Genomic DNA, 22,413 nt, shown 5'->3' on the forward strand with positions numbered 1-22,413 from the left:
CCTGGGAGCCCCGCAGGGATTCATGCCAAAATAAACTTTTCGTAACCATCCGCTGACCGCCATGCAAATCCAGAACCCAAGTGCCTCCACCCTATGCAACGAACTTGAACTGATCGGCCAACGCCTCCCGCTCACAAACGCCACCGTGCTGGAGTTGGGCTGTGGCAAGGCGCAGATGACCCTCCGTATCGCCGAACGCTTTCCCATCGCCCGCATCATCGCCACCGAAGTCGACCAGATCCAACACGCCCTCAACCTGGTCAGTGAGCACCCTGCCAGCATCGAATTCCGCACCGGCGGCGCAGAAGCCATCGACATGCCCGACAACAGCATTGATGTGGTGTTCATGTTCAAGTCCCTGCACCATGTGCCGCGCGAACGGATGGGGGCCGCCTTGCAAGAAATCGCCCGGGTGCTCAAGCCCGGCGGGATGGCGTGGATTTCCGAGCCGGTGTACGCAGGCGACTTCAATGACATCCTGCGCCTGTTCAACGACGAAAAAACCGTGCGCGAACTGGCGTTCAACGCCATCCGCGAAGCCGTCGACGCCGGGGTGCTGGAATCGGTGGAGCAAATTTTCTGCAATACCGAAAGCCATTTCACCGACTTCGCCGAATTCGAGCAGCGCATCCTCAAAGTCACTCACACCCACCACCAATTGGACGAGGCGCTGTACCAAACCGTGAAAACCCGTTTCAACGCCCATCTTAGCCCGGAAGGCGTGCGCTTCGAAAATCCGGCCCGTTTTGACATCCTGCGCAAACCCGCTTGATTTGGCCCACTGATAATCAGGATTTGCCGTAGTGCAGGGAAAAAACAGTAGAATCACCCGATGATGAAACGTGTCTACACCTCCGCTACCCCGATGATGGCCGGTTTCCTGAAAGATGTGCTGGAAAATGCTGGCATCCACTGCATCCTGAAGAACTATTTCCTCAGCGGCGGCACGGGCGAACTGCCCATCAATGAAACCTGGCCAGAGTTGTGGGTGCAGGCGGAGCACGAAACCTGTGCCCTGGCGATTATCCGCATGACCCTGGAAGCGCAGGCCAACGCCCCTGACTGGACTTGCCCCAACTGCAATGAACGCATCGAAGGCCAGTTCCAAACTTGCTGGAATTGCGGGTATACAACCGACGCCACCTAAGCGCAACAACCCGTTTCAGGATTGGAATCCTGTCGTGTAAACTGTGCCCGCTACAACAAAAGCCATCTGAAGGGACAACACCATGAACTATCACTTTGAGCCGTCCGCCAACGCCGCCACTTTGCATACCGACTGCATCATCGTGGGCGTTTACCGGCAGGGCAAACTGTCCGCCGCCGCCGCCCAGTTGGATGCGGCCAGCGCAGGCGCGTTGCAAAACCATCTGGACATCGGCGACTTTTCCGGGGACAAAAACCGCACCAGCATGCTCTATAAGCTGCCCGGCGTGACCGCCCAACGGGTGCTGCTGGTCGGCATGGGGGAAAAGGACAAACTGACGCTGGAAGCACTCGCGCAGATAACCCAGACCGCTGTCAATGTCCTAAAAAGCAGCAAAGCGGGCAACGCCATTGCATTCCTGACCGACGAAATCGTCTCTGAACACTTGCAGGACGCCGTGCGCCAGTCTGTCGTGGCGGTCGCGGATGCGTTGTACGCCTTCGACACCTACAAGAGCAAGAAAGACGACCGGCCGGAACTGGAAGCCTGGACTCTTGCCCACACCATCGCCGGTGATTTCAGCACAGCCATCCGCCAGGGGGCCGCCATCGCCGAAGGCATGCGTGTCAGCCGCGACCTCGCCAACAGCCCAGGCAATGTTTGCACCCCAACTTACCTGGCCGAAACTGCCCAGGAACTGGCGAACTCATCCAACAAGGTTGACATTGATGTGTTGGAAGAGTCTGACATGGAAGCGCTGGGCATGGGTTCCTTCCTGTCTGTCTCCAAAGGCAGCATCCAGGACGGCAAGATGGTGATCCTGCAATACCACGGCGGAAACGTCGGTGATGCGCCGCTGGCGCTGGTCGGCAAAGGCATCACCTTCGACACGGGCGGCATTTCCCTCAAGCCGGGCAACGCCATGGATGAAATGAAATTCGACATGACCGGCGCCGCCAGCGTGATCGGCGCACTCACCGCCTGTGTGGCGATGCAGTTGCCGCTGAACGTGATTGGCGTGATCGCCGCCGCCGAGAACATGCCCGGCGGCAAGGCCAGCAAACCCGGCGACATCGTCACCAGCATGTCCGGCAAAACCATTGAAATCCTCAACACCGACGCCGAAGGCCGACTGGTGCTGTGCGACGCGCTGACCTATGTGGAGCGCTTTAACCCTGCCGCCGTGATTGACATCGCCACCCTGACCGGAGCCTGCATCACCGCACTGGGGCACCACACCTCCGGGCTGCTCAGTAATAATGATGCGCTGGCGGAAGAAGTGCTGGCCGCTGGCAAACAGGCGTGTGACGAAGCGTGGCGCTTGCCGATGGGGGAAAAATACCAGGAACAGCTCAAAAGCAACTTTGCCGACATGGGCAACATCGGCGGCCCACCGGCAGGCGCGATCACTGCGGCCTGTTTCCTGGCGCGCTTTACCGAAAACTATCCGTGGGCGCATCTCGACATCGCGGGCACAGCTTGGAAAAGCGGCGCAGCCAAAGGTGCCACCGGGCGTCCGGTGCCATTGCTGTGCCAGATTCTGATCAACCGGGCCGGTGTTTGACCCCTTGCATTCCTGACCTTCCCCGCCCAGGGGAAGGCACAAACCCAATATGACCAAGATTGATTTTTATGTCGGAAATACCAGCAGCCTGCAAGCGCGGCTGATCCTGGCCTGCAAGGTGGTGGCTAAAGCCTGGCAGCAGCGCTTGCACACTTACATCCATACAGACGCCCCTTCCACCAGCCAACGGTTGGATGATTTGTTGTGGACGTTCAATGACTTGTCGTTCATTCCCCATGCCATTGCCCCAGTCCGTGAGCAAAATGAATTCATTCTAATCGGCCATGACCATGAACCGATGGAGAATTGCGGGCTACTTATCAATGTCTCCAATGAAATTCCAGCATTTTTCTCACGTTTTGAACGATTAGCTGAAATTCTGGATCAGGAGGAACCCGTGATACGCGCTGGTCGCAAACGCTATCAGTTTTACCGTGACCGCGGCTATAATCTGGACTACCATCAACTTAAGATTTAAGCAACGATTAATCATGATGAGGCAAGATTTCGACAAAACCATTCGTATCCCGGTGATTACCGATCTGGTGCGGGCAGGTGACAATGAAATTGTCGAACAAGTGCGGAACCCCCGCTCGCGCCAGCAACGCCGTGAAACATTTGAACAACGTTTGAAAGAGCGCATTGCCGAACTGCAATCCGCCACCGGGCAGGACGAATATTCCGGCTTGGCCCGCGCCCACGCCATCCGTTCCGAAAACAGCAAACAATCCGCCCCACCCACAGCCCCGCCCCGTATTGATCCGGCAGTGGAAAAACATATCGACCAAGCGCGCGACGAGCTCATCCGTGAGCTTTCCGGCATGCTGAAGTGATTTCCCCCGCAGGGAATAAACCCGCTATAATGCCGCTCTTTTTCATCCTTTCTGAAAAGCGGCGGACATGGACAAGACCTACCAACCCCAAGCAATCGAACAACGCTGGTACCAACATTGGGAACAAAGTGGTTACTTCGCCCCACAGGGTGACGGCAAACCGTATTGCATTATGATCCCCCCCCCCAATGTGACCGGGACGCTGCACATGGGGCATGGTTTCAACCAGATGGTGATCGACACCCTGATCCGCTATCACCGCATGAAGGGCGACAAAACCCTGTACCAACCGGGCACTGACCATGCTGGCATCGCCACGCAGATGGTGGTCGAACGCCAGTTGAATGCACAAGGCGTCACCCGCCACGATTTGGGTCGGGAACAATTCCTCGAAAAAGTCTGGGAGTGGAAAGAACACTCCGGCAGCACCATTACCCGCCAATTGCGCCGCCTCGGCACCACGCCGGACTGGGCGCGGGAACGCTTCACCATGGATGAAGGCTTGTCCGCCGCCGTCCGCGAAGTGTTCGTGCGCCTGTACGAGAAAGGGCTGATCTACCGTGGCCAACGCCTAGTGAACTGGGATCCGGTGCTGCACACCGCCGTTTCCGATCTGGAAGTCATTTCCGAGGAGGAAAACGGCTTCATGTGGCACTTCCGCTATCCGGTGGCGGATGTTAGCGGCCATGCCACCGACGAATTCCTGACCGTCGCCACCACCCGCCCGGAAACCATGTTGGGCGACTCCGCCGTCGCCGTCCACCCCGATGACGAACGTTACCAGCACCTGATTGGCAAGCAAGTTGTGCTGCCGCTGGTTGGCCGCCTGATCCCCGTCGTGGGCGATGAGTACGCCGACCCCGAAAAAGGTACGGGTTGCGTCAAGATCACCCCTGCACACGATTTCAACGACTATCAGGTCGGCAAACGCCATAACCTGCCGTTGATCAATATTTTCACCATCGACGCCTGCATCAATGATGTGGCACCGGAACAATACCGTGGCCTGGAACGCTACGCCGCGCGCAAGCAGATCGTGGCGGACATGGACGCACTCGGCCTGCTGGCGGAAATCAAGGATCACAAGCTGATGGTGCCGCGTGGCGACCGCTCCGGCACCGTTATCGAGCCGTACCTGACCGACCAGTGGTACGTCGACCTGACCCGCGAGGTGCAGCCGGATGGCCGCCCCGGCGGCAAGGCCGCGATTGCCCAACCCGCAATTGATGCCGTGGAAAGCGGGAAAATCCGCTTCATCCCCGGCAACTGGGTGAACACCTACAACCACTGGATGTACAACCTCGACGACTGGTGTATTTCCCGCCAGTTGTGGTGGGGGCATCGCATCCCGGCGTGGTATGACGACGCAGGCAATGTCTACGTCGGGCGCAGTGAGGAGGAAGCCCGCAGCCAACATCAACTGCCTGCCGACCTTGCCCTGCGTCAGGACGAAGACGTGCTCGACACCTGGTTCTCCTCCGCACTGTGGCCGTTTTCCACCCTTGGTTGGCCGGATGTGGACGATGCGGCACTGAAAACCTTCTACCCGACCAGCATGTTGATGACCGGCTTCGACATCATCTTCTTCTGGGTCGCGCGCATGATCATGTTCGGCCTGAAATTCATGGGTGATGTGCCGTTCCGCGATGTCTACATCCACGGTCTGGTGCGCGACGCGGAAGGCCAGAAAATGTCCAAATCCAAAGGCAACGTGCTTGACCCGCTGGACATCATCGACGGCATCGACCTGGAATCGCTGGTCGCCAAACGCACCAGCGGCATGATGCAGCCGCAACTGGCCGCCAAGATCGACAAGGCCACCCGCAAGCAATTTCCGGACGGGATCGAACCCTACGGCACCGATGCGCTGCGTTTCACCTTCGCCTCCTTCGCCACCGCAGGGCGCGACATCCGCTTCGACCTGCAACGGCTGGAAGGCTACCGCAATTTCTGCAACAAGCTGTGGAATGCGGCGCGTTACGTGCTGATGCAGTGCGAAGACCAGGACACTGGGCTGGACGCCAGCCTGCCGGTGGAGCTTTCCGCCGCTGACCGCTGGATTCTGGCGCAATTGCAACAGACTGTCGCCGAAGTGGCCGACCATATCGACAACTACCGCTTCGACCTTGCCGCCAAAGCCATGTACGAATTCGTCTGGCACGAATACTGTGACTGGTATCTGGAACTGACCAAGCCCGTCCTCAGCAAGCACAATGACAATGATGCGGCCAAACGCGGGACACGCCGCGCCCTGGTGCGCGTGCTGGAAAGCGCCCTGCGCCTGATGCACCCGATCATGCCCTTCATCACCGAAGAAATCTGGCAGGGCATCAAAGGGCTGGCGGGCATTTCCGGCGACACCATCATGCTGCAACCTTTCCCTGTTGCTGATGAAGCCCTAACCGACAAGGCGGCGCTGGCTGAAATCGAATGGGTGAAAGCCTTCATCATGGGCATCCGCCGCATCCGCTCCGAAATGGACATCAAGCCAGGGCAAGCGCTCGACGTGCTGCTGCAAAACTGGAGCGATGCCGACAAGACGCTGTACACCAACAGTGAAGCCTATGCCCGCGCGCTCGCCAAGGTCGAATCCGTCACTTGGCTGGCGCAGGACGAAACGGCACCAGAATCCGCCACCGCCTTGGTGGGTGAAATGAATGTGCTGATCCCTCTGGCGGGCCTGATTGACAAGGACGCCGAAATCACCCGCCTGAACAAGGAAATTGAGAAGCTGCAAAAAGCGCTGGCCGGGTTGGAAGGCCGCCTCAACAATCCGGCGTTCACCGAAAAGGCAAAGCCGGAAGTGGTGGCCGCAGCACACCAACAGGCGGAGGAACAGCGTACCGCCTGCGCGCAGTTGCAGGCGCAACTGGAAAAAATCAGGGCGCTGTAAGAGGAGAAAGGCATTTATGAACCAGTACCCTAGCATTGTCATCCTGACGGGCGCGGGCATTTCCGCTGAATCTGGCATCCAGACCTTCCGCGCCGCTGATGGCTTGTGGCACAACCACCGCATTGAGGAAGTGGCGACACCTGAAGGCTTCGCCGCCAACCCCGCACTAGTGCACGAATTTTACAACGCCCGCCGCCGCCAGTTGCATGACCCGGCGGTGCAGCCCAACGCCGCCCACCTTGCCCTCGCCCGCCTGGAGCAGGAATACCCTGGCGAAGTGCTGCTGGTGACCCAGAATGTCGACGACCTGCACGAACGCGCTGGCAGCACCAACCTGATCCATATGCACGGCGAACTTGGCAAAATCCGTTGCCAGCACAGCGGCCAGGTCTACGGTTGGACTGACGACCTGGATACCCGCACGGTTTGCGAATGTTGCGGGAAACCCGGCAACCTGCGCCCGCACATTGTCTGGTTTGGCGAAATGCCGCTGCTGATGGAAGACATTTACGCGGCACTGGAGGAATGCGACCTGTTCCTTTCCATTGGCACCTCCGGGCAGGTCTACCCGGCGGCGGGGTTCGTGGAGGTCGCACGGGAGGCAGGCTCCAGAACGGTGGAGCTGAACCTCGACCCAAGCAACAATAGCGCCCGTTTTGACAAATCGTTCAACGGCCCAGCCACCCAGGTTGTGCCGATGTTCGTCGAAAGGCTGTTGGAATAAGCGCTACCCGAGTTTGAAAAGACATTACGGGCAGTATCCCGCACCCCGCCACTGTTGACCGCCATTTCCACCACCTTCTCCTTGATGCCGGGTTGGCGGGCCGCATAACGGTATGTCAGCATGAAGCTTTTCTTTGCGCAGTCTGGGTTGTCACAACGGTAACGCGGTTCGCCCCGTGCACTGTGACCTACTTTTCGGATTCGCGGGCTGCCGCAATCTGGACAGTGAATTTCTTGATGGCATGCCATCGCTCAAGCATACAGGATGCTTCAGGTTTGACCCACCACCGATAAATGGTTATGTTGAAAACAGGCTGCCAGGGCTTTTTAATTGCTGTTACAATCGCAGCCTATGTCAGGAAATAGCTTTGGAAAACTGTTTGCCGTGACCTCCTTCGGCGAGAGTCATGGCCCCGCAATTGGCTGTATCGTGGATGGCTGCCCCCCCGGGCTTGCCCTTGCGGAAGCCGACATCCAGATTGATCTCGACCGGCGCAAGCCGGGGCAGAGCCGCCACACCACCCAGCGGCGTGAAGCAGATGAGGTGCAAATCCTTTCCGGCGTGTTTGAGGGCAGGACGACTGGCGCGCCAATCGCGCTGATCATCCATAACACGGATCAGCGATCCAAGGACTACAGCGACATTATGGATCGTTTCCGTCCAGGCCATGCGGATTACACCTATTACAAGAAATACGGGTTGCGTGATTACCGTGGTGGGGGGCGTTCATCCGCACGGGAAACCGCCATGCGTGTGGCCGCTGGCGCAATCGCCAAAAAGTGGCTGCAAGAACGTTACGGCGTGCTTATCCGTGGCTATCTGTCGCAGTTGGGGCCGATTGTGGCGGAAAAGCTAGATTGGGAGGAAGTTTCCAACAATCCGTTTTTCTGTCCGGACGCTGGCAAAGTGCCGCTGATGGAGGAATACATGGACGACCTGCGCAAGGAAGGCAATTCTGTCGGTGCCAAAATCACCACAATTGCATCCAATACGCCGCCGGGTTGGGGCGAACCGATTTTTGACCGGCTGGATGCTGATATTGCGCATGCCATGATGGGCATCAATGCCGCCAAAGGGGTGGAAATCGGTGCAGGGTTCGCTTGTGTGGCGCAAAAGGGGACGGAACACCGTGATGAAATAACCCTGGATGGCTTCCTCAGCAACAATGCGGGCGGCATCCTGGGCGGCATTTCTTCCGGGCAGGACATTATTGTGCATACTGCTTTCAAGCCGACCTCCAGCATGCGTATCCCTGGGCGCACGGTGAATCTGGATGGCGAGGCGGTGGAAGTCGTCACCAAAGGCCGCCATGACCCCTGTGTGGGCATCCGCGCCACGCCGATTTGTGAGGCGATGCTGGCGATTACGCTGATGGATCACGCTTTACGCCATCGGGCGCAAAATGCCGATGTTGTCACCAGCCTGCCGGACATTCCTGCCTCCCCTTGAATCAGCCCCCTGTCAATTCTGAGCCGCCTACAAAGCCGCCTTACGGGCGGCTTTCGGTTTTCTATTTCGCTTATTTTGCGGCCTTGGGCGTCTTTGTGCCTTACTGGACGGTGCACCTGAAACAGTCCGCCGGTTTTTCGCCCGCACAAATTGGCGAGCTGATGGCGGTGTTCATGGCCACCAAAGTGGTGGCCCCCTTTCTCTGGGGCTGGTTGGCGGATCATTCCGGACAACGCCTGCGCATTATCCGGGTCGCTAGCCTATTGGCGTTGGTGTGTTTCGCTGGCGCTTACTGGCGGCAGGATTTTGGCTGGATGGCGCTGGTGATGGCGGGTTTCGGCTTTTTCTGGAATGCTTCCCTGCCGCAATTTGAGGCCTTGACCCTCAACCATTTGGGCGCGCATATCGGGCGTTACAGCCGGATTCGTTTGTGGGGCTCCATCGGTTTCATCGTGATGGTGGCGGGGTTGCCCGCCGTGCTGGAACAGCAGGAAATCAGCCGGGTGGTGGACGCAATGCTGCTGCTGTTCCTGGGCATCTGGCTGTCCACCTGGCTGGTGCAGGACAAGCCCCATGCTGCCAGGGCTGCTGTCAGGGACAGCCGTTTGCGCGAGGTGCTGCGCCAGCCTGCGGTGTGGATGCTGTTGCTGGCGTGCGCGCTCCAGCAGGCCAGCCACGGCGTTTACTACACGTTTTTCAGCATCTACCTGGAAGACCATGGTTATTCGCGCAGTTTCACCGGCTGGATGTGGGCGCTGGGTGTGCTGGCGGAAGTGGGGCTGTTTCTGGTCATGCACGGCTTGATCCGCCGTTTTGGCGCGGCGCGGTTGTTTATGTTGGCACTGTTCCTGACCAGCCTGCGTTGGGTGGCGCTGGGCGCATGGGTTGATGAGGTGTCGGTGTTGATGGTTTCACAACTGCTGCACGCCGCCACTTACGGTTTGTTCCATGCCTCCGCCATTCACTTGATTCACCACCAGTTTCCAGGGAAATTGCAGGGCAGGGGGCAGGCGCTATATTCCGGCCTGAGTTATGGGATTGGCGGGGCTTTCGGCAGCCTGTCAAGCGGCTATGCTTGGGAATGGCTTGGTGCCGCCCAGACTTTTTACGCTGCCGCCTTGGTCGTAGGGGTGGGTTGGATATTGTCCATGATCTATGTACGGGAGGAAACCGATGTTGCCATCAGCCACTGACGCTTTGCAGGAAGATGCCATCCGCCGCCGCCTTGACCCTGCGGTTGCCTCGGCGCTGCATGGCCTGCATATTTTCCCGCAACTGGATTCCACCAACCGTTGGGCCTTGCAGGACGGGCAGTGTGGCGATGTCTGCCTGGCGGAACAGCAGACCGCTGGCCGTGGCCGTCGGGGTCGGCAGTGGCTGTCTCCGCCGGGCATCAATTTGTATTTCTCACTGCGCTGGTGCTTCGGGCAAACGCCGGAGCACCTGCCGATGCTGGGTTTGGTGGCAGGGCTGGCGGTGGTGGAGGCATTGGCAGATTGTGGGCTGCATGGACATGGCCTGAAATGGCCGAACGATGTGTACTATGATGGTGAAAAGCTAGGTGGAATCCTGTTGGAAGCGGTTGGCGCGTTGGAGCAAATTGTCATAGGTATTGGTTTGAACGTGAATATGCAGGCGGAGGTTGGCGACGGCATTGGCCAGCCATGGACGAGTTTGCGTATGGCGCTTGGCGCGCCTGTCGCCCGCAACATGTTGGCGGCGGCGCTGCTAAACCGTTTGGTGCCACGTCTACAAATGTTTTCTCATCTGGATATGGCGCAATTCCGGCAGGACTGGCAAGCTTGGGATGTGCTCGGTCAACGTGAAGTGCGGGTGGTGGCTGGCCCTGAGGTTTTGCTGGGGCTTGCATCAGGCGTTGATGATCGCGGACAATTACGCATCAAATTATATGATGGATCAATAAGAACCTTGTCGTCGGCGGATGTATCGGTACGGATGTAATGGTTTTGCTGGTGGATGCAGGCAACTCACGCCTGAAATGGTCAGAGCTGGATGCGGCAGGTAGCCTGTCTGCACAGCAAGCGCGCGCCTATGGGGAACGTCCGGCGTTAGCTGCATTCATTGACTTGCTGGATGCTTATCCAGCAGTCGGACATATTATCCTGGTGCATGTGCTGACCCAATTGTTTGCTGACAGTGTGCGGGAAGTTTGTGCGCTGCGCGGCGTCAATTTGCGGATGGTGCATTCCGTTCCCCAAGCCTATGGCATCATCAGCGGCTACCAGAACCCTACCTCCCTGGGCGCTGACCGTTTCGTCGGATTGGTCGCCGCCCGCCGCCTGGCGGGTGACCAACCCTGTATTGTGATTGATTGCGGCACTGCCATTACGGTCGATGCTGTGGAGGGTGACGGGCGGCATCTGGGCGGCTTGATCCTGCCAGGGCTGCAATTGTCGGCAGAAGCGTTGATCGCACGGGCGCAAGGCAGACTCAGCCTGTCTTTCGAGCAGCCGGGCATTTTTGCTGATGGCACGGCGCGGGCAATCGGCAGTGGCTGCCTGTTTGGGCTGGTGGGGGCGATTGAAGGCATTTGTACGCGCATGCAACTCGCCATGTCTGCCCCGCCCTTGCGCATCTTGACGGGTGGGGATGCCGCCCATCTGCGCTCGTGGCTGCATGATGGGTTTCTGGTGCAGCCTGATTTGCTGATGCATGGCTTGCGTTATATTGCGGAGCAGGAAGCATGTACCAGTTGCTGATTGCACTGCTGTTCCTGAACCTGTCGGCGTTTGCCTGGAACGCATTTCTGGCACCGAGCCATGCCAGCCCCCAGTCCGTGTTGCTGGAGCCGGGTGTGCCGTCACTGGCCTTGCGCACGGATGTCGATAGTGTGATGTACAGCAGCAATTCGGCGGCTACGGAAAGCAGTTGCTACACCATCGGCCCCTACAACAGCGAGCGGGCTGCGCAATTGGTGGCGGGCAAGGTGCGCAATTTTGGCTTGGCGGTGCAAATCCGCAAGATGCAGAGTATGGAGACGCTGAACTTCTTTGTGTACATCCCGCCACTGGCCGATTATGCGCAAGCGGAAAAGACGGCACAGGATATTGTCAAGAATGACGTGCGCGATGTTTACATCATCAATGAAGGGCCATACCAAAACGCCATTGCATTAGGTTTTTTCAATAACCTGAACAAAGCCAAACGGCATGCCGAGTATATCCGTTATTTGGGTTATGACGCGCGTTACACCGAGCAGCAGGAGCCGCGCGAAGTGTTCTGGGTAGATTACGATGAGCCGTTTGGCAGCAATACGCCCGTGCAGGCATGGAGCGCGGCGGTGGATGCGACTTCTGAAGTGCAACGGATTCCGCGCGCGTGCAGCAATATCATTCCGGCTGCTGCGCCTTAAGGCAGGCAGGGTAGGAGCAGCCGTCGCCGTCGCAGTCACAGGCGTGGGCGGCGGATTGCAGGATCAGGCTAGGCATGAGCGGGGAAACGCCCAGGTAGGGGGCCATGCGGATTTGGATGTGGGGATGCTCGCGCTGTTTCGCCCGCACCAGTTCCGGCACGTCAGTGACAACATGGCGGCCTGCGGAGAGAAAAAAAGGCATGATGGTGATGGTGGTGGCACCTTGCTCGATGCAATGCTGGACGCCATCCGGGATGGAGGGTTCAGCAAGTTCCAGAAAAGCGCTGCCGACATACCCGTAGGTGTCGCCGGATTGTCTGGCGATGTGATAGGCGAGGGCACGGATTTCGTCGTTGGATTCAGGGCGGCGGCTGCCGTGGGCAATGATGAGCAGGGCTTGCATGGCAATTTCCTTGGCTGAATGTTTTCCTTCTGATGGGTTCCGAGAAGGACGGGTTCGGGGTGACCTGACCCAGCAATCCCGGACACCTCAAGATGCGGGAGCTTTAGCCTCAAATTCCACCGGATTGAGATAGCCGAGTGTACTGTGCGGGTGGTCGCGGTTGTCAAGCTGTAAAAGAAATGAGTTGCCGTAAGCATCCTGCTAAAATCCGCACTTTGCGACTACCACCCCCACACCCATGGACAAATTCATCCGCGTTCGCGGCGCACGCACCCACAACCTGAAAAACATCGATGTCGACCTGCCGCGTGACAAGCTGATCGTGATCACCGGCCTGTCAGGTTCGGGCAAGTCGTCGCTGGCGTTCGACACGATCTTTGCGGAAGGGCAGCGGCGCTACGTGGAGTCGCTTTCCGCCTACGCCCGCCAGTTCCTGTCGATGATGGACAAGCCGGACATCGACCACATCGAAGGGGCGTGCTAGGAGGGAAATGATGAGTTCGGGCGCTATGCGGATTTGGCGGTGGCTGGCATTACCCAGCAGATGCGCTGGATCGAGCCGGGAACCTTCCTGGTGGGTTCGCCCTTGCCTGATTTTTCTGTTGATTAATTTTATTAATTCTGGTCAATTGTTGCCTTTAGCAGGCATTTTGCTGTAGGGCATGGTTCGACGTACCGCTACAGTTTTTGCAATTATGCGAATGAAAGCAAACGGCATGAAAGACCATGAATTAACCGAACGTGATATTTGCACCAAACGGATTGTACCCGCAATCCTGAAAGCCGGGTGGCAGCAGAATCAGTTTGGTGAGGAGGTTAGCCTGACAGCTGGCCGGGTAAGGGTGCGTGGAAAGCTGGCAGCACGCATCACCAACCCCGATGCGAAAGGTGGCCCGAAACGCGCCGATTTCGTTTTATACGCCCGCCCTGACCTACCCATTGCCGTTATCGAAGCCAAGCAGGCCATTTACTCGTTGGGTCGAGGGATGCAACAGGCTCTAGCTTATGCGGAATTGCTGGATGTGCCGTTTGCCATCAGCAGCAACGGCAAAGGTTTTTTGTTGCACGACTGTACCGGGTTGTCTGATCCGGTCGAGCGTGAGCTGGCTCTGGATGCTTTCCCCACCCCTGATGAACTATGGGCGAAATACCGGGAGTGGAAAGGTCTGCAAAACCCGGATACCGTGAAACTGATCGAGCAGCCTTATCACACCGATGGCAGCGGCAAGGAGCCGCGCTATTACCAGCGGGTAGCTATCAACAAGACTATTGAGGCCATTGCCAAAGGCCAACAGCGTATCTTATTGGTCATGGCGACCGGCACAGGCAAAACCTATACCGCGTTCCAGATCATTTGGCGCTTGTGGAAAGCCAAAGTGAAGAAACGCATCCTGTTTCTGGCTGACCGCAATATTCTGGTCGATCAAACCATGCAGCAGGATTTTGCCCCGTTTGGCAATGTCATGCACAAAATCACCAACCGTGAAGCCAAAAAGGTTTACGAAATCTATCTGGCTTTGTATCAAGCGGTGACGGGCAAAGAGGAATGGAAGCAGATTTACCGCCAGTTTCCGGCAGATTTCTTTGATCTGATCGTGATTGATGAATGCCATCGCGGCAGTGCGGGCGAGGATTCCGCATGGCGTGAGGTGCTCGATTATTTCAGCGATGCAACCCATCTCGGCTTGACTGCCACACCCAAGGAAATCAAGCCGAAAAAGGGTGAGGAAACGATTACCGACCCTGAATACAACCTCAAGTATTTTGGCAATCCGATCTACACCTATTCGCTCAAACAGGGCATCGAAGACGGTTTTCTTGCGCCTTACAAAGTGATCAGGGTGGCCACGGATGTGGATGCGCTGGGTTATACACCGGAGAAGGACAAGACCGACAAGCACGGTCAGTTGCTGGAACAGCGTCAATACAACACCAAGGATTTTGACCGTAATCTGGTGCTGACCAAGCGTACTGAATTTGTCGCCAGCAAAGTCTGGGAATACCTCAAGGCGACTGACCCGAAAGCCAAAACGATTGTGTTCTGTGATGATCAGGACCATGCCGAGCGGATGCGGCAGGCGCTGGTCAATATCATTCCGCAGGCGGCGCGTAACCGTCGCTACGTGATGCGCATTACCGGTGATGATAATGAGGGCAAAGCGCAGCTTTCCTACTTCATCGACAATGACGAACCTTATCCGGTGATTGCCACCACCTCCAAGCTGCTGACCACCGGGGTGGATGCGAAAACCTGCAAGCTGATTGTGCTGGATCAAACCATCAACTCCATGACCGAGTTCAAGCAGATCATCGGCAGGGGTACGCGCATCCGCGAGGATTACAACAAGCTGTATTTCACCATCATGGACTTCAAGGGGGCAACCCGCTTGTTCTCCGACCCGGATTTTGATGGCGAGCCGGTCGCGGTGTTTGAGCCAAAACCGGATGAATCGGTTGTGCCGCCCGAAGATTTGGATGATGGCTCAATCGGTGAAACGGAAATTCTGCCTTATGAGGCAACGGAGGGCAGTGATGCTGGCAGCGCAGAAACGGAAGGCGGTGACGATAATTCCGGTTCAGGCGGTGGGACAGGGCGAACCAAATATGTGGTAGACGATGTGGGCGTAAAACTTGCTGTGGAGCGCACCCAGTATCTGGATGCTGACGGCAAGTTGATTACGGAGTCCTTCCGCAGCTCCCTGAAAGAACAGGTCAAAAACTCACTGACGGAAGAATTCAAATCGCTGGATGATTTCCTGAAACGCTGGAACTCCGCCGAACGCAAACAGGCAATACTGGAGGAACTGGCAGCGCAAGGGGTGCATCTTGATGTGTTGCAACAGGCTGTCCCCAACGGTGAGGAACTGGATGTGTTTGATCTGGTGGCGCACGTCGCTTTCGACCAGAAACCGCTGACCCGTCGGGAACGCGCCAACCAAGTCAAAAAACGCGATGTGTTCGGCAAGTACGGCGAGCAGGCGCGGGCAGTGCTGGAAACCTTGCTGGATAAATTTGCCGACCTCGGCGTGCAGGACATTGAAGACGCCAAAATTCTGGAATTGCCACCGTTTGACCAGTTTGGAACGAAGCACCAGATTCGGCGCAAGATTTTCGGTAGTCCCGAGCAGTATCAACAAGCATTGCGTGAATTGGAGAATGCCTTGTACCAGCAGGATGTTGCGTAATCCACCACGCTTTGCAATAAGTATTACCTTGAGTAATAATGTTTGAGTCAAGTAATACTGGAGGGCCGGGTATGAATGCGTTTGTATCGACAGTGACACAAAAAGGACAGGTAACGATCCCCAAGAGTGTACGGGATAATCTGCATTTGATGACAGGTGACAGGGTTGAATTTATTCTCAATGATCGGGGCGAAGTCGTCCTCAAACCTGTTACCCGCAAGGTAGTAGAAGTTGCCGGGTTACTGAGCAAATACAAAAAGTCCCGCCCTGTGACTATCGAAGAAATGGATCAGGCGGTTGCCCAGTACATTAGGGATACAGCTTCATGAGAGCGATTGATACCAATGTGCTGGTGCGCTTTCTGGTGCAGGATGACGAAAAGCAGACACAGGTATCTACCCAATTGTTGACCGATGCAGAAGCAGATAAACAACCGTTATTTGTCAGCAATGTGGTCGTGCTGGAATTGATGTGGGTTTTGCGCAGTATTTATGAAGTGCCTCGGGACGAGATACTGGTTTGCTTGAACAACCTGCTTTCCATGATGGCGCTGGAATTCCAGGATTCCCTGATCGTCCACGACTTTGTAAGTAGCGCACAGAACAATACCTATGATTTGGCAGATCTGTTGATTTCTCAGGTTGCGAAGGGCAAAGGTTGTGATACCACACTGACCTTCGACAAAAAAGCCGCCAAAGCGCCCCATTTTACCCCGCTATAATCACAAGCCCTCTCCCAGAAAGGAATCCGGATGAACCTCAGCAGTACTATCAAGAGTATTCAGGACATTATGCGCAAGGATGCAGGTGTCGATGGTGACGCGCAACGCATTGGCCAGTTGACCTGGATGCTGTTCCTGAAAGTCTTTGACCAACGGGAGGAGGAGTGGGAAGACGACGCTCGGGACAACAAGGCAAGCTATGTTTCCCCCATCCCCGATGGTTTGCGCTGGTGCGATTGGGCAGAGCCGGTCAAGGATGCGCAAGGCAAAAAACAACCCAGTATGCCCGCCAGTGAGTTGATCGACTTTGTGAACAATACGCTGTTTCCGGGTTTGCAGGCTATTAATCCGGCACTTGGCAAAAAGCACAAGGTTATCCACGAGGTTTTCCGCGACTCCTACAACTACATGAAGTCCGGGCAGTTGATGCAGGAAGTGATCGAGAAGCTGGATGATGCCATCGACTTCCACGACTTCAAGACCCGCGCCAATCTGGGCGATGTGTACGAACAAATGCTCAATGACCTGCGCGGGGCGGGGAATGCGGGCGAGTTTTATACGCCACGGGCGATTACCCAGTTCATGGTGCAGATGGTCAACCCACGTCTGGACAAGCGGGAAAAGGTGCTTGATCCGGCTTGTGGCACGGGCGGCTTTTTGACGGCAGCAATCGACCACTTCAACCATCAAATCACCGACAAATCCGGTACGGACGATAAAAAGGCAATTGAGGAACTGATTTTCGGCTTTGAAAAAAAGCCGCTGCCGCATTTGCTGTGCACCACCAATTTGCTGCTGCATGGCATTGATGCACCCAGCCAGATTGAACACCGCAACACGCTTGCCCGTGCGTGGAATGACTGGAGCAAAGCGGAAAAGATGGATTGCATTGTCACCAATCCACCGTTTGGTGGTTATGAGGAGGATGCGGTTGGTGGCACTTATCCGGCTGACCTGCGCACCCGCGAAACTGCCGATATGTTCATGGCGCTGATCGTCAAAAAGCTGCTGAAAGATGACGGCGGGCGGGCTGCGGTGGTGTTGCCGGATGGCTTCATGTTCGGCGATGGCATCAAGGGCAAGCTGAAAGAAAGGCTGTTGAAAGAGTGCAAGCTGCATACCATCGTGCGCTTGCCCAAAGGCGTATTCGCACCCTATACCACTATCAAAACTAACTTGCTGTTCTTTACCCGGCGTAAGCCTGAAACCGACGATGACGATCAGGATGAAAGCTTCAAAACCGACACCATCTGGTTTTACGAGCATCCGTATCCGCCCGGTTACAAAAGCTATTCCAAAACCAAACCGATCCGGCTGGAAGAGTTCGACGCGGAAAAGGCATGGTGGGGCACGGAAGACAACGACTTTGCCGACCGTGAAGAAACCGGACTGGCGTGGAAGTTTGACTTCAAAACCCTGCAAGCCGAAAAGTGGGCTGAAGCCAAACCGCATTGGGATAAAGCCGAAGATTTCAATAATCAGGCGAATGCGCTGGAAAGCGAAGCCAGAGACTTGCGCAAGAGTCTGGTGGGCAGCACCGATGCCGACTACCGTAAGCAAATAGAAACCCAGATTGAAGAACTCAAAGCTAAAGCCGAACCCTTGCGCCTGAAAGCGCGGGATGCGCAGGCGGCGGGCGACCGTATCTATTGGCCTATCTTCAACCTCGACCAGAAAAACCCGAACGCTCCGGAAGAAGAAAGCCACGATCCTGATATATTGCTGGGCAAGTACAAAAAACTCCTCGGCGAAATCGAAGAAACCGAAAACACCCTCAAAGGCGAACTGGCCGCAGCACTGGCTCACCACTTCGCGGAAGAGGAAGCCGCCTGATGGATGCCAAACAGTTTTTGGCAGAGTTCGGACACATCGCCAATGCACCAGGCGGTGTACAACGCCTTCGGGAAATGATTTATCAGCTAGCTGTGACGGGCTTATTAAGTCAACAAGTTGAAGATGCCAAGAGTCTGCTACAAAAGATTGAACTGGAGCGAGAGAGGCTGATAAAGAAAGGCAAATACAAGCGAATACCTAAGCTGGAAAAAGAGCCTTTACTGGTTGCTCGAAATATCAGTATTCCTAAGGCTTGGGTGTGGACTCGCTTGTTGGATATAGGTGAAATTAGCCCTAAAAATAAGTTGGAGGATGAAGAAGGAAAAATAGCTGATTTTATACCCATGAGTGGTATTTCTGAGTTACATAAGGCCGTATTAGTAAGTGAAGTTAGAGGATGGAATGAGATTAAAAAGGGGTACACCCATTTTGCTAATAATGACGTTGTGGTTGCGAAAATCACTCCCTGTTTTGAGAATGGAAAAGCAGCTGTTATCCGAGGTTTGCAAAGTGAACTAGGAATAGGTGCAGGTACTACTGAGTTACATGTGGTTCGTATGATCCATGAAGGTGTATTGCCTGACTATGTTTATATTTTCCTTCGCTCTCCTTATTTTAAAGTCGAAGGTGAAAAAAACATGACAGGAACAGCGGGGCAGAAGCGTTTACCTACAGAGTTTTTTGCTACTTATCCTTTTCCCTTACCCCCAACAGAAGAGCAATCCCGCATTGTCGCCAAAGTCGATGAACTCATGGCGCTTTGCGACAAACTCGAAGCCCAACAACAGAAAAAACGCCAATTACAGAACAAGTTGCGTCAGTCTGTTTTACAAGCTGTTGCCAATGCGGAAAGCCCGAAAGAGTTGCAAGATAGCTGGGGGCGATTGGCGGGGAATTTCTCGCATTTGTTTGCAGAGGCGGAGGATGTAGAAGAGCTACGTAGTTTGATTCTTGACTTGGCAGTTTCTGGGAAATTACTTACTCCAGATATGTTCAGTAAGACTCAAACAGGCAAAGATGTCTTGACGAAAATAGAACACCTTAGAAAGTTATGGATGGGAAAAGCAAAAGATCAGGAATTAAAAGAAGCAAAAGCCATGTTTACAAAGCTTCGTAACCAAAGAGTTAACTTCCCTATCGATGTTATACCTCAACACTGGCAGTGGGTAACTTTATTGCAAGCCGCCCAAGTTGTTATTGATTGTGATCATAAAACTCCACAATATGTCGAAAATGGCATTCACCTGATAAGAACAACGGATATTCGAAATGGGATAATGAATTTATCAAACACACGAAAGGTGTCTGATGAAGGTTATCGTTCAAGGTCACGGCGACTAACTCCGAAAGCGGGAGATATTTTCTTTACAAGAGAAGCTCCAATGGGTGAGGCGGCATTGGTTCCAAAGTGCCAAACTGTTTGTTTAGGTCAAAGACTCATGCTTATCCGGGTTTTTGAGGAAGTACTTGATAACCAGTTTGTGATATATGCTATTCGGAGTCCAAGTTTCCAAAAGCGTTTATCTAATGATGCTGTCGGTATGACAGTAAAGCATATCAATGTAAAAGATGTTGAAAATCTGTTTATCCCTCTACCTCCAAGACAGGAGCAAGCTTTAATTGTTCAGCAATTAAATCAGTTCATGCTTCAATGCGACTCTTTTGGGGTGCAACTTCGTTCTGCTCAGAAGACGGCTGAGCGATTGGCGACGGCTGCTATTGCCAGTCTGACTGGTATTTCCACCCCACAACAGGAAGAACCCATGAAAGTCCCACAAACCGAATTGAAAGCCCCGGTACGTTTGGGGACAGCCCAACCACCCAGCAATATGCAAGCCCCATTGGCAAGCCTGCTTGCCCGCCATAACGGAGAAATGGGCGCAAATGACCTGTGGCAGCGCTTCGGCGGGGAAGTCGACGCTTTCTACGCCCAGCTTAAAACCGAAGTGATGCACGGCTGGATCGCCGAACCCACCGGGGCGCAAATGCTGGAGAAGGAGGCCGACTGATGCGACTGCAACGCCTGTGGCTCAAACAGTTCCGTAACCTGCATGATGTGACGGTGGATTTTGCCGAGTATTACGAACCTTCGCCAAGGCAGCCAGCCGATGCGGAGCTGAAACCCATCCGTAGTCATGCCCTGATAGGTCAAAACGGCACGGGTAAATCCAACCTGATGGAAGCCCTGATCACGATTTTTCGTAATATTGATCTCGATTTGCCTGCTCCGTTTGATTATGAGTTGGAATACCGTATTGGCAGCAACAACATAAAAATCGTTGCGGATACCGTCAATCAGGCGCGTCCGTATGTCTGGGTTAATGAAGAAAAGCAAACACAAGGTTTTTTGCTCAGTAACGACTACGAATACCTGCCCGCCCATATCTTCGCGTACTACTCTGGCAAAAATGACCGGATTGAATCTCTGTTTCAAACCCATCAGGAACGCTACAAGAAAATCCTGCAACAGGATCAGGATGATCTGATTCGCCGCCTGTTCTACTGCCGTGGCGGGCATAGTCAATTGGTGCTGCTTTCCTGCCTGTTATCCGAGGATAAAGAATTCAAGAAATTGCTGGGCAATCTGGGAATTGAATCCATCGAGTCCGCCAACTTCGTACTGAAAAAGCCCTACGCGCTGCGTGATTTAAAAGAGACGGATATTCTCGAAGGCGATCCACGTTTCTGGTATGCCCGTGGCACGGTCATTCATGGTTTTCTGGATGAACTTTGGAAAGTGGCTTGGGCACCGATTCAGGAAACCCGTAACGTCACCATTGATTTTCGCCGCCGCCCGGAAAAGCAGGAACTGATGTACCTGTTTGTACCGGATCAGTCCGCACTGGAAAAACTGGGCGAAATGGTAGGAACGCCGGAACGCTTTTTCCGTTATGCCGAAGCGGCCTATATCGGGGACTTATTGGAGGAAGTGCGGATCACTGTTAAAAAGCGCGGTGCAGATGGCGCTATCAGTTTCAAGCAGCTTTCCGAAGGCGAGTTACAGATGTTAACTGTGCTCGGCCTGATGCGTATTACCCGGCGTGATAACTGCCTGTTCCTGCTTGATGAACCGGATACGCATCTGAACCCGATCTGGAAGCTACGTTATTTTGATGATATTGAAAAAATCCTCAGCGCAGATGACGATGAGTCCAATAAAGGCGAATCTCAGATACTGGTAACAACCCATGACCCAATCATGGTGGGTAGTCTAAAGCGTGAGCAAGTACATATCCTGCGTAAAACAGGGCAAAAAACGGAAGTTTTCCCACCAGACGAACATCCTCAGGGTATGGGAGTAACAGGATTATTGAAAAGCAATCTGTTTGGCTTGTCTTCTACGCTTGACCCGGAAACAGAACGCCGTTTGTATCGCCGCAACGAATTGTTTGCCACAGAAAACCGCACACCGGAACAGGATGATGAATTACGTTATTTGAGCGCCGATTTGGCTGATCTTGGTTTTTCCAGTGCTGATTTTAAAGACCCGCTTTATGCAAAGTTGGTTTACAAAATGGCGCAGCGCAGGCGTTTGAGCAAGCCTCCGACGACCCCCGGAGAACAGGCAGAACAGGATGCCATCGCCGATGAAATTATCAATGAAATCCTCAACGAAGAGTAAAGGGCTATGCGATTTATTGATATGCAAGGGAAAACTCCCGCCAATACACCAAGAAACCCAGATTTTCCACAATGGGAACCTTGGACGCAGGAGGCATGGAGAGTGTGGCTTGACCAGTCCAATGTGTACAAACAGGAACTGGAACGCCTACACCAAGCGGGTAATATTGTGGGGCGCAATCAGTTTATTGATGATCATTCATCCCATTGGGGTAAGTTGAAACCCTGGCTAGAAGTGCTTTCGTTGGGGAAATGCTGGTTTTCAGAAGCCAAGGAAATTTTTTCACATTACGACGTTGAGCATTTCCGTCCTAAAAAAGAAGCCAAAGCTTTGGACGGCACGATTCGGGATGGCTATTGGTGGCTGGCATTTGATTACACTAACTTCCGTTTATGCGGGAATGTTGGCAACCGCAAAAAGGGCGGATGGTTCCCGCTGAATAATGAGTCCTGCCTTTCCAGCTTCGATAATCCACGGGAGGAATCGGAAGACCCATACTTACTTGATCCAACCAAGGCGTCGGATGTGGAGCTGATTACGTTTGACGAAGAAGGTAAAGCTATTCCCGAACCCGGTTGTTCAGATTGGGAAAAATACAGGGTAGAAGAGACCAGGGAACCTCTAAAAACCCACCGCCGCGCCTGATTATGAGATAATGGCCACTGA

The 22,413-nt window shown here is 54.6% G+C and carries 20 protein-coding genes and 2 pseudogenes; 20 read left to right on the forward strand and 2 right to left on the reverse strand.

The features are described 5' to 3' along the window. Positions 1–61: 61 nt before the first annotated feature. The 7 genes from VSS37_RS16495 (at position 62) to cobB (ending at position 7,161) form a co-directional block, all read left to right on the forward strand. The gene (locus VSS37_RS16495) at positions 62–772 is read left to right on the forward strand and encodes a class I SAM-dependent methyltransferase (RefSeq protein ID WP_324696974.1); all 711 of its coding nucleotides are present in this window, start codon (positions 62–64) and stop codon (positions 770–772) included. 60 nt (positions 773–832) lie between these two features. Further along, positions 833–1,147, forward strand: a complete 315-nt coding sequence (locus tag VSS37_RS16500; protein WP_324696976.1) for a putative signal transducing protein — start codon at positions 833–835, stop codon at positions 1,145–1,147. A gap of 82 nt (positions 1,148–1,229) precedes the next feature. Further along, complete coding sequence (locus tag VSS37_RS16505; protein WP_324696977.1) at positions 1,230–2,711, forward strand: leucyl aminopeptidase; 1,482 nt, start codon at positions 1,230–1,232, stop codon at positions 2,709–2,711. 49 nt (positions 2,712–2,760) lie between these two features. After that, positions 2,761–3,189: a DNA polymerase III subunit chi gene (locus tag VSS37_RS16510; protein WP_324696979.1), complete on the forward strand. Its 429-nt coding sequence runs from the start codon at positions 2,761–2,763 to the stop codon at positions 3,187–3,189. Between the two features lie 13 nt (positions 3,190–3,202). Further along, positions 3,203–3,544: a hypothetical protein gene (locus VSS37_RS16515; RefSeq protein WP_324696981.1), complete on the forward strand. Its 342-nt coding sequence runs from the start codon at positions 3,203–3,205 to the stop codon at positions 3,542–3,544. A 67-nt stretch (positions 3,545–3,611) separates the two neighbouring features. Next, positions 3,612–6,437, forward strand: a complete 2,826-nt coding sequence (locus VSS37_RS16520) for a valine--tRNA ligase (protein ID WP_324696982.1) — start codon at positions 3,612–3,614, stop codon at positions 6,435–6,437. A 16-nt stretch (positions 6,438–6,453) separates the two neighbouring features. Beyond that, complete coding sequence (gene cobB, locus VSS37_RS16525) at positions 6,454–7,161, forward strand: Sir2 family NAD+-dependent deacetylase (RefSeq protein WP_324696983.1); 708 nt, start codon at positions 6,454–6,456, stop codon at positions 7,159–7,161. Between the two features lie 26 nt (positions 7,162–7,187). Here cobB and VSS37_RS21875 read toward each other — a convergent pair. Further along, positions 7,188–7,409: pseudogene (locus VSS37_RS21875) on the reverse strand (IS1-like element transposase); the annotation flags it as partial. 103 nt (positions 7,410–7,512) lie between these two features. On the opposite strand from VSS37_RS21875, the gene aroC reads away from it, so the two are divergent. From aroC to VSS37_RS16555, 5 genes are read left to right on the forward strand one after another with little or no spacing between them, the layout of a single operon-like run. Beyond that, positions 7,513–8,610 carry a chorismate synthase gene (gene aroC / locus VSS37_RS16535; protein ID WP_324696985.1) on the forward strand — a complete coding sequence of 366 codons (1,098 nt, stop codon included), beginning with the start codon at positions 7,513–7,515 and terminating at the stop codon, positions 8,608–8,610. Then, positions 8,607–9,803 carry an MFS transporter gene (locus VSS37_RS16540; protein WP_324696987.1) on the forward strand — a complete coding sequence of 399 codons (1,197 nt, stop codon included), beginning with the start codon at positions 8,607–8,609 and terminating at the stop codon, positions 9,801–9,803. The genes aroC and VSS37_RS16540 overlap by 4 nt, the downstream gene beginning before the upstream one ends. After that, on the forward strand, positions 9,784–10,572 hold the full coding sequence (locus tag VSS37_RS16545) for a biotin--[acetyl-CoA-carboxylase] ligase (RefSeq protein WP_324696989.1): 789 nt from the start codon (positions 9,784–9,786) through the stop codon (positions 10,570–10,572). Before VSS37_RS16540 ends, VSS37_RS16545 begins: the two co-directional genes overlap by 20 nt. After that, complete coding sequence (locus VSS37_RS16550; protein WP_324696990.1) at positions 10,572–11,330, forward strand: type III pantothenate kinase; 759 nt, start codon at positions 10,572–10,574, stop codon at positions 11,328–11,330. Before VSS37_RS16545 ends, VSS37_RS16550 begins: the two co-directional genes overlap by 1 nt. Next, entirely contained in the window at positions 11,315–11,983 is a 669-nt protein-coding gene (locus tag VSS37_RS16555; protein WP_324696992.1) for an SPOR domain-containing protein, read from the forward strand. The genes VSS37_RS16550 and VSS37_RS16555 overlap by 16 nt, the downstream gene beginning before the upstream one ends. Here VSS37_RS16555 and VSS37_RS16560 read toward each other — a convergent pair. Then, the gene (locus VSS37_RS16560; RefSeq protein WP_324696993.1) at positions 11,961–12,386 is read right to left on the reverse strand and encodes a sirohydrochlorin chelatase; all 426 of its coding nucleotides are present in this window, start codon (positions 12,384–12,386) and stop codon (positions 11,961–11,963) included. The two genes, VSS37_RS16555 and VSS37_RS16560, sit on opposite strands and share 23 nt — an antisense overlap. 238 nt (positions 12,387–12,624) lie before the next feature. On the opposite strand from VSS37_RS16560, the pseudogene VSS37_RS16565 reads away from it, so the two are divergent. The 8 genes and pseudogenes from VSS37_RS16565 to VSS37_RS16600 form a co-directional block, all read left to right on the forward strand. Continuing rightward, positions 12,625–12,861, forward strand: a pseudogene (locus VSS37_RS16565) (hypothetical protein); the annotation flags it as partial. A gap of 241 nt (positions 12,862–13,102) precedes the next feature. Further along, positions 13,103–15,571 (forward strand): EcoAI/FtnUII family type I restriction enzme subunit R, encoded by a 2,469-nt coding sequence (gene hsdR, locus VSS37_RS16570; protein WP_324696995.1) that lies wholly within the window; start codon positions 13,103–13,105, stop codon positions 15,569–15,571. 71 nt (positions 15,572–15,642) lie between these two features. Then, on the forward strand, positions 15,643–15,900 hold the full coding sequence (locus tag VSS37_RS16575) for an AbrB/MazE/SpoVT family DNA-binding domain-containing protein (protein ID WP_324696996.1): 258 nt from the start codon (positions 15,643–15,645) through the stop codon (positions 15,898–15,900). After that, complete coding sequence (locus tag VSS37_RS16580) at positions 15,897–16,292, forward strand: type II toxin-antitoxin system VapC family toxin (RefSeq protein WP_324696998.1); 396 nt, start codon at positions 15,897–15,899, stop codon at positions 16,290–16,292. The genes VSS37_RS16575 and VSS37_RS16580 overlap by 4 nt, the downstream gene beginning before the upstream one ends. A 30-nt stretch (positions 16,293–16,322) precedes the next feature. Continuing rightward, positions 16,323–18,125, forward strand: a complete 1,803-nt coding sequence (locus tag VSS37_RS16585; RefSeq protein ID WP_324697000.1) for a type I restriction-modification system subunit M — start codon at positions 16,323–16,325, stop codon at positions 18,123–18,125. Further along, positions 18,125–20,134 carry a restriction endonuclease subunit S gene (locus VSS37_RS16590; protein ID WP_324697002.1) on the forward strand — a complete coding sequence of 670 codons (2,010 nt, stop codon included), beginning with the start codon at positions 18,125–18,127 and terminating at the stop codon, positions 20,132–20,134. Before VSS37_RS16585 ends, VSS37_RS16590 begins: the two co-directional genes overlap by 1 nt. Beyond that, positions 20,134–21,747: an AAA family ATPase gene (locus tag VSS37_RS16595; RefSeq protein WP_324697003.1), complete on the forward strand. Its 1,614-nt coding sequence runs from the start codon at positions 20,134–20,136 to the stop codon at positions 21,745–21,747. Before VSS37_RS16590 ends, VSS37_RS16595 begins: the two co-directional genes overlap by 1 nt. A gap of 6 nt (positions 21,748–21,753) precedes the next feature. After that, positions 21,754–22,392, forward strand: a complete 639-nt coding sequence (locus tag VSS37_RS16600; protein ID WP_324697005.1) for a hypothetical protein — start codon at positions 21,754–21,756, stop codon at positions 22,390–22,392. Positions 22,393–22,413 lie beyond the last annotated feature (21 nt).

It is taken from the genome of Candidatus Thiothrix phosphatis (assembly GCF_035668035.1).
GTDB lineage: Bacteria > Pseudomonadota > Gammaproteobacteria > Thiotrichales > Thiotrichaceae > Thiothrix > Thiothrix phosphatis.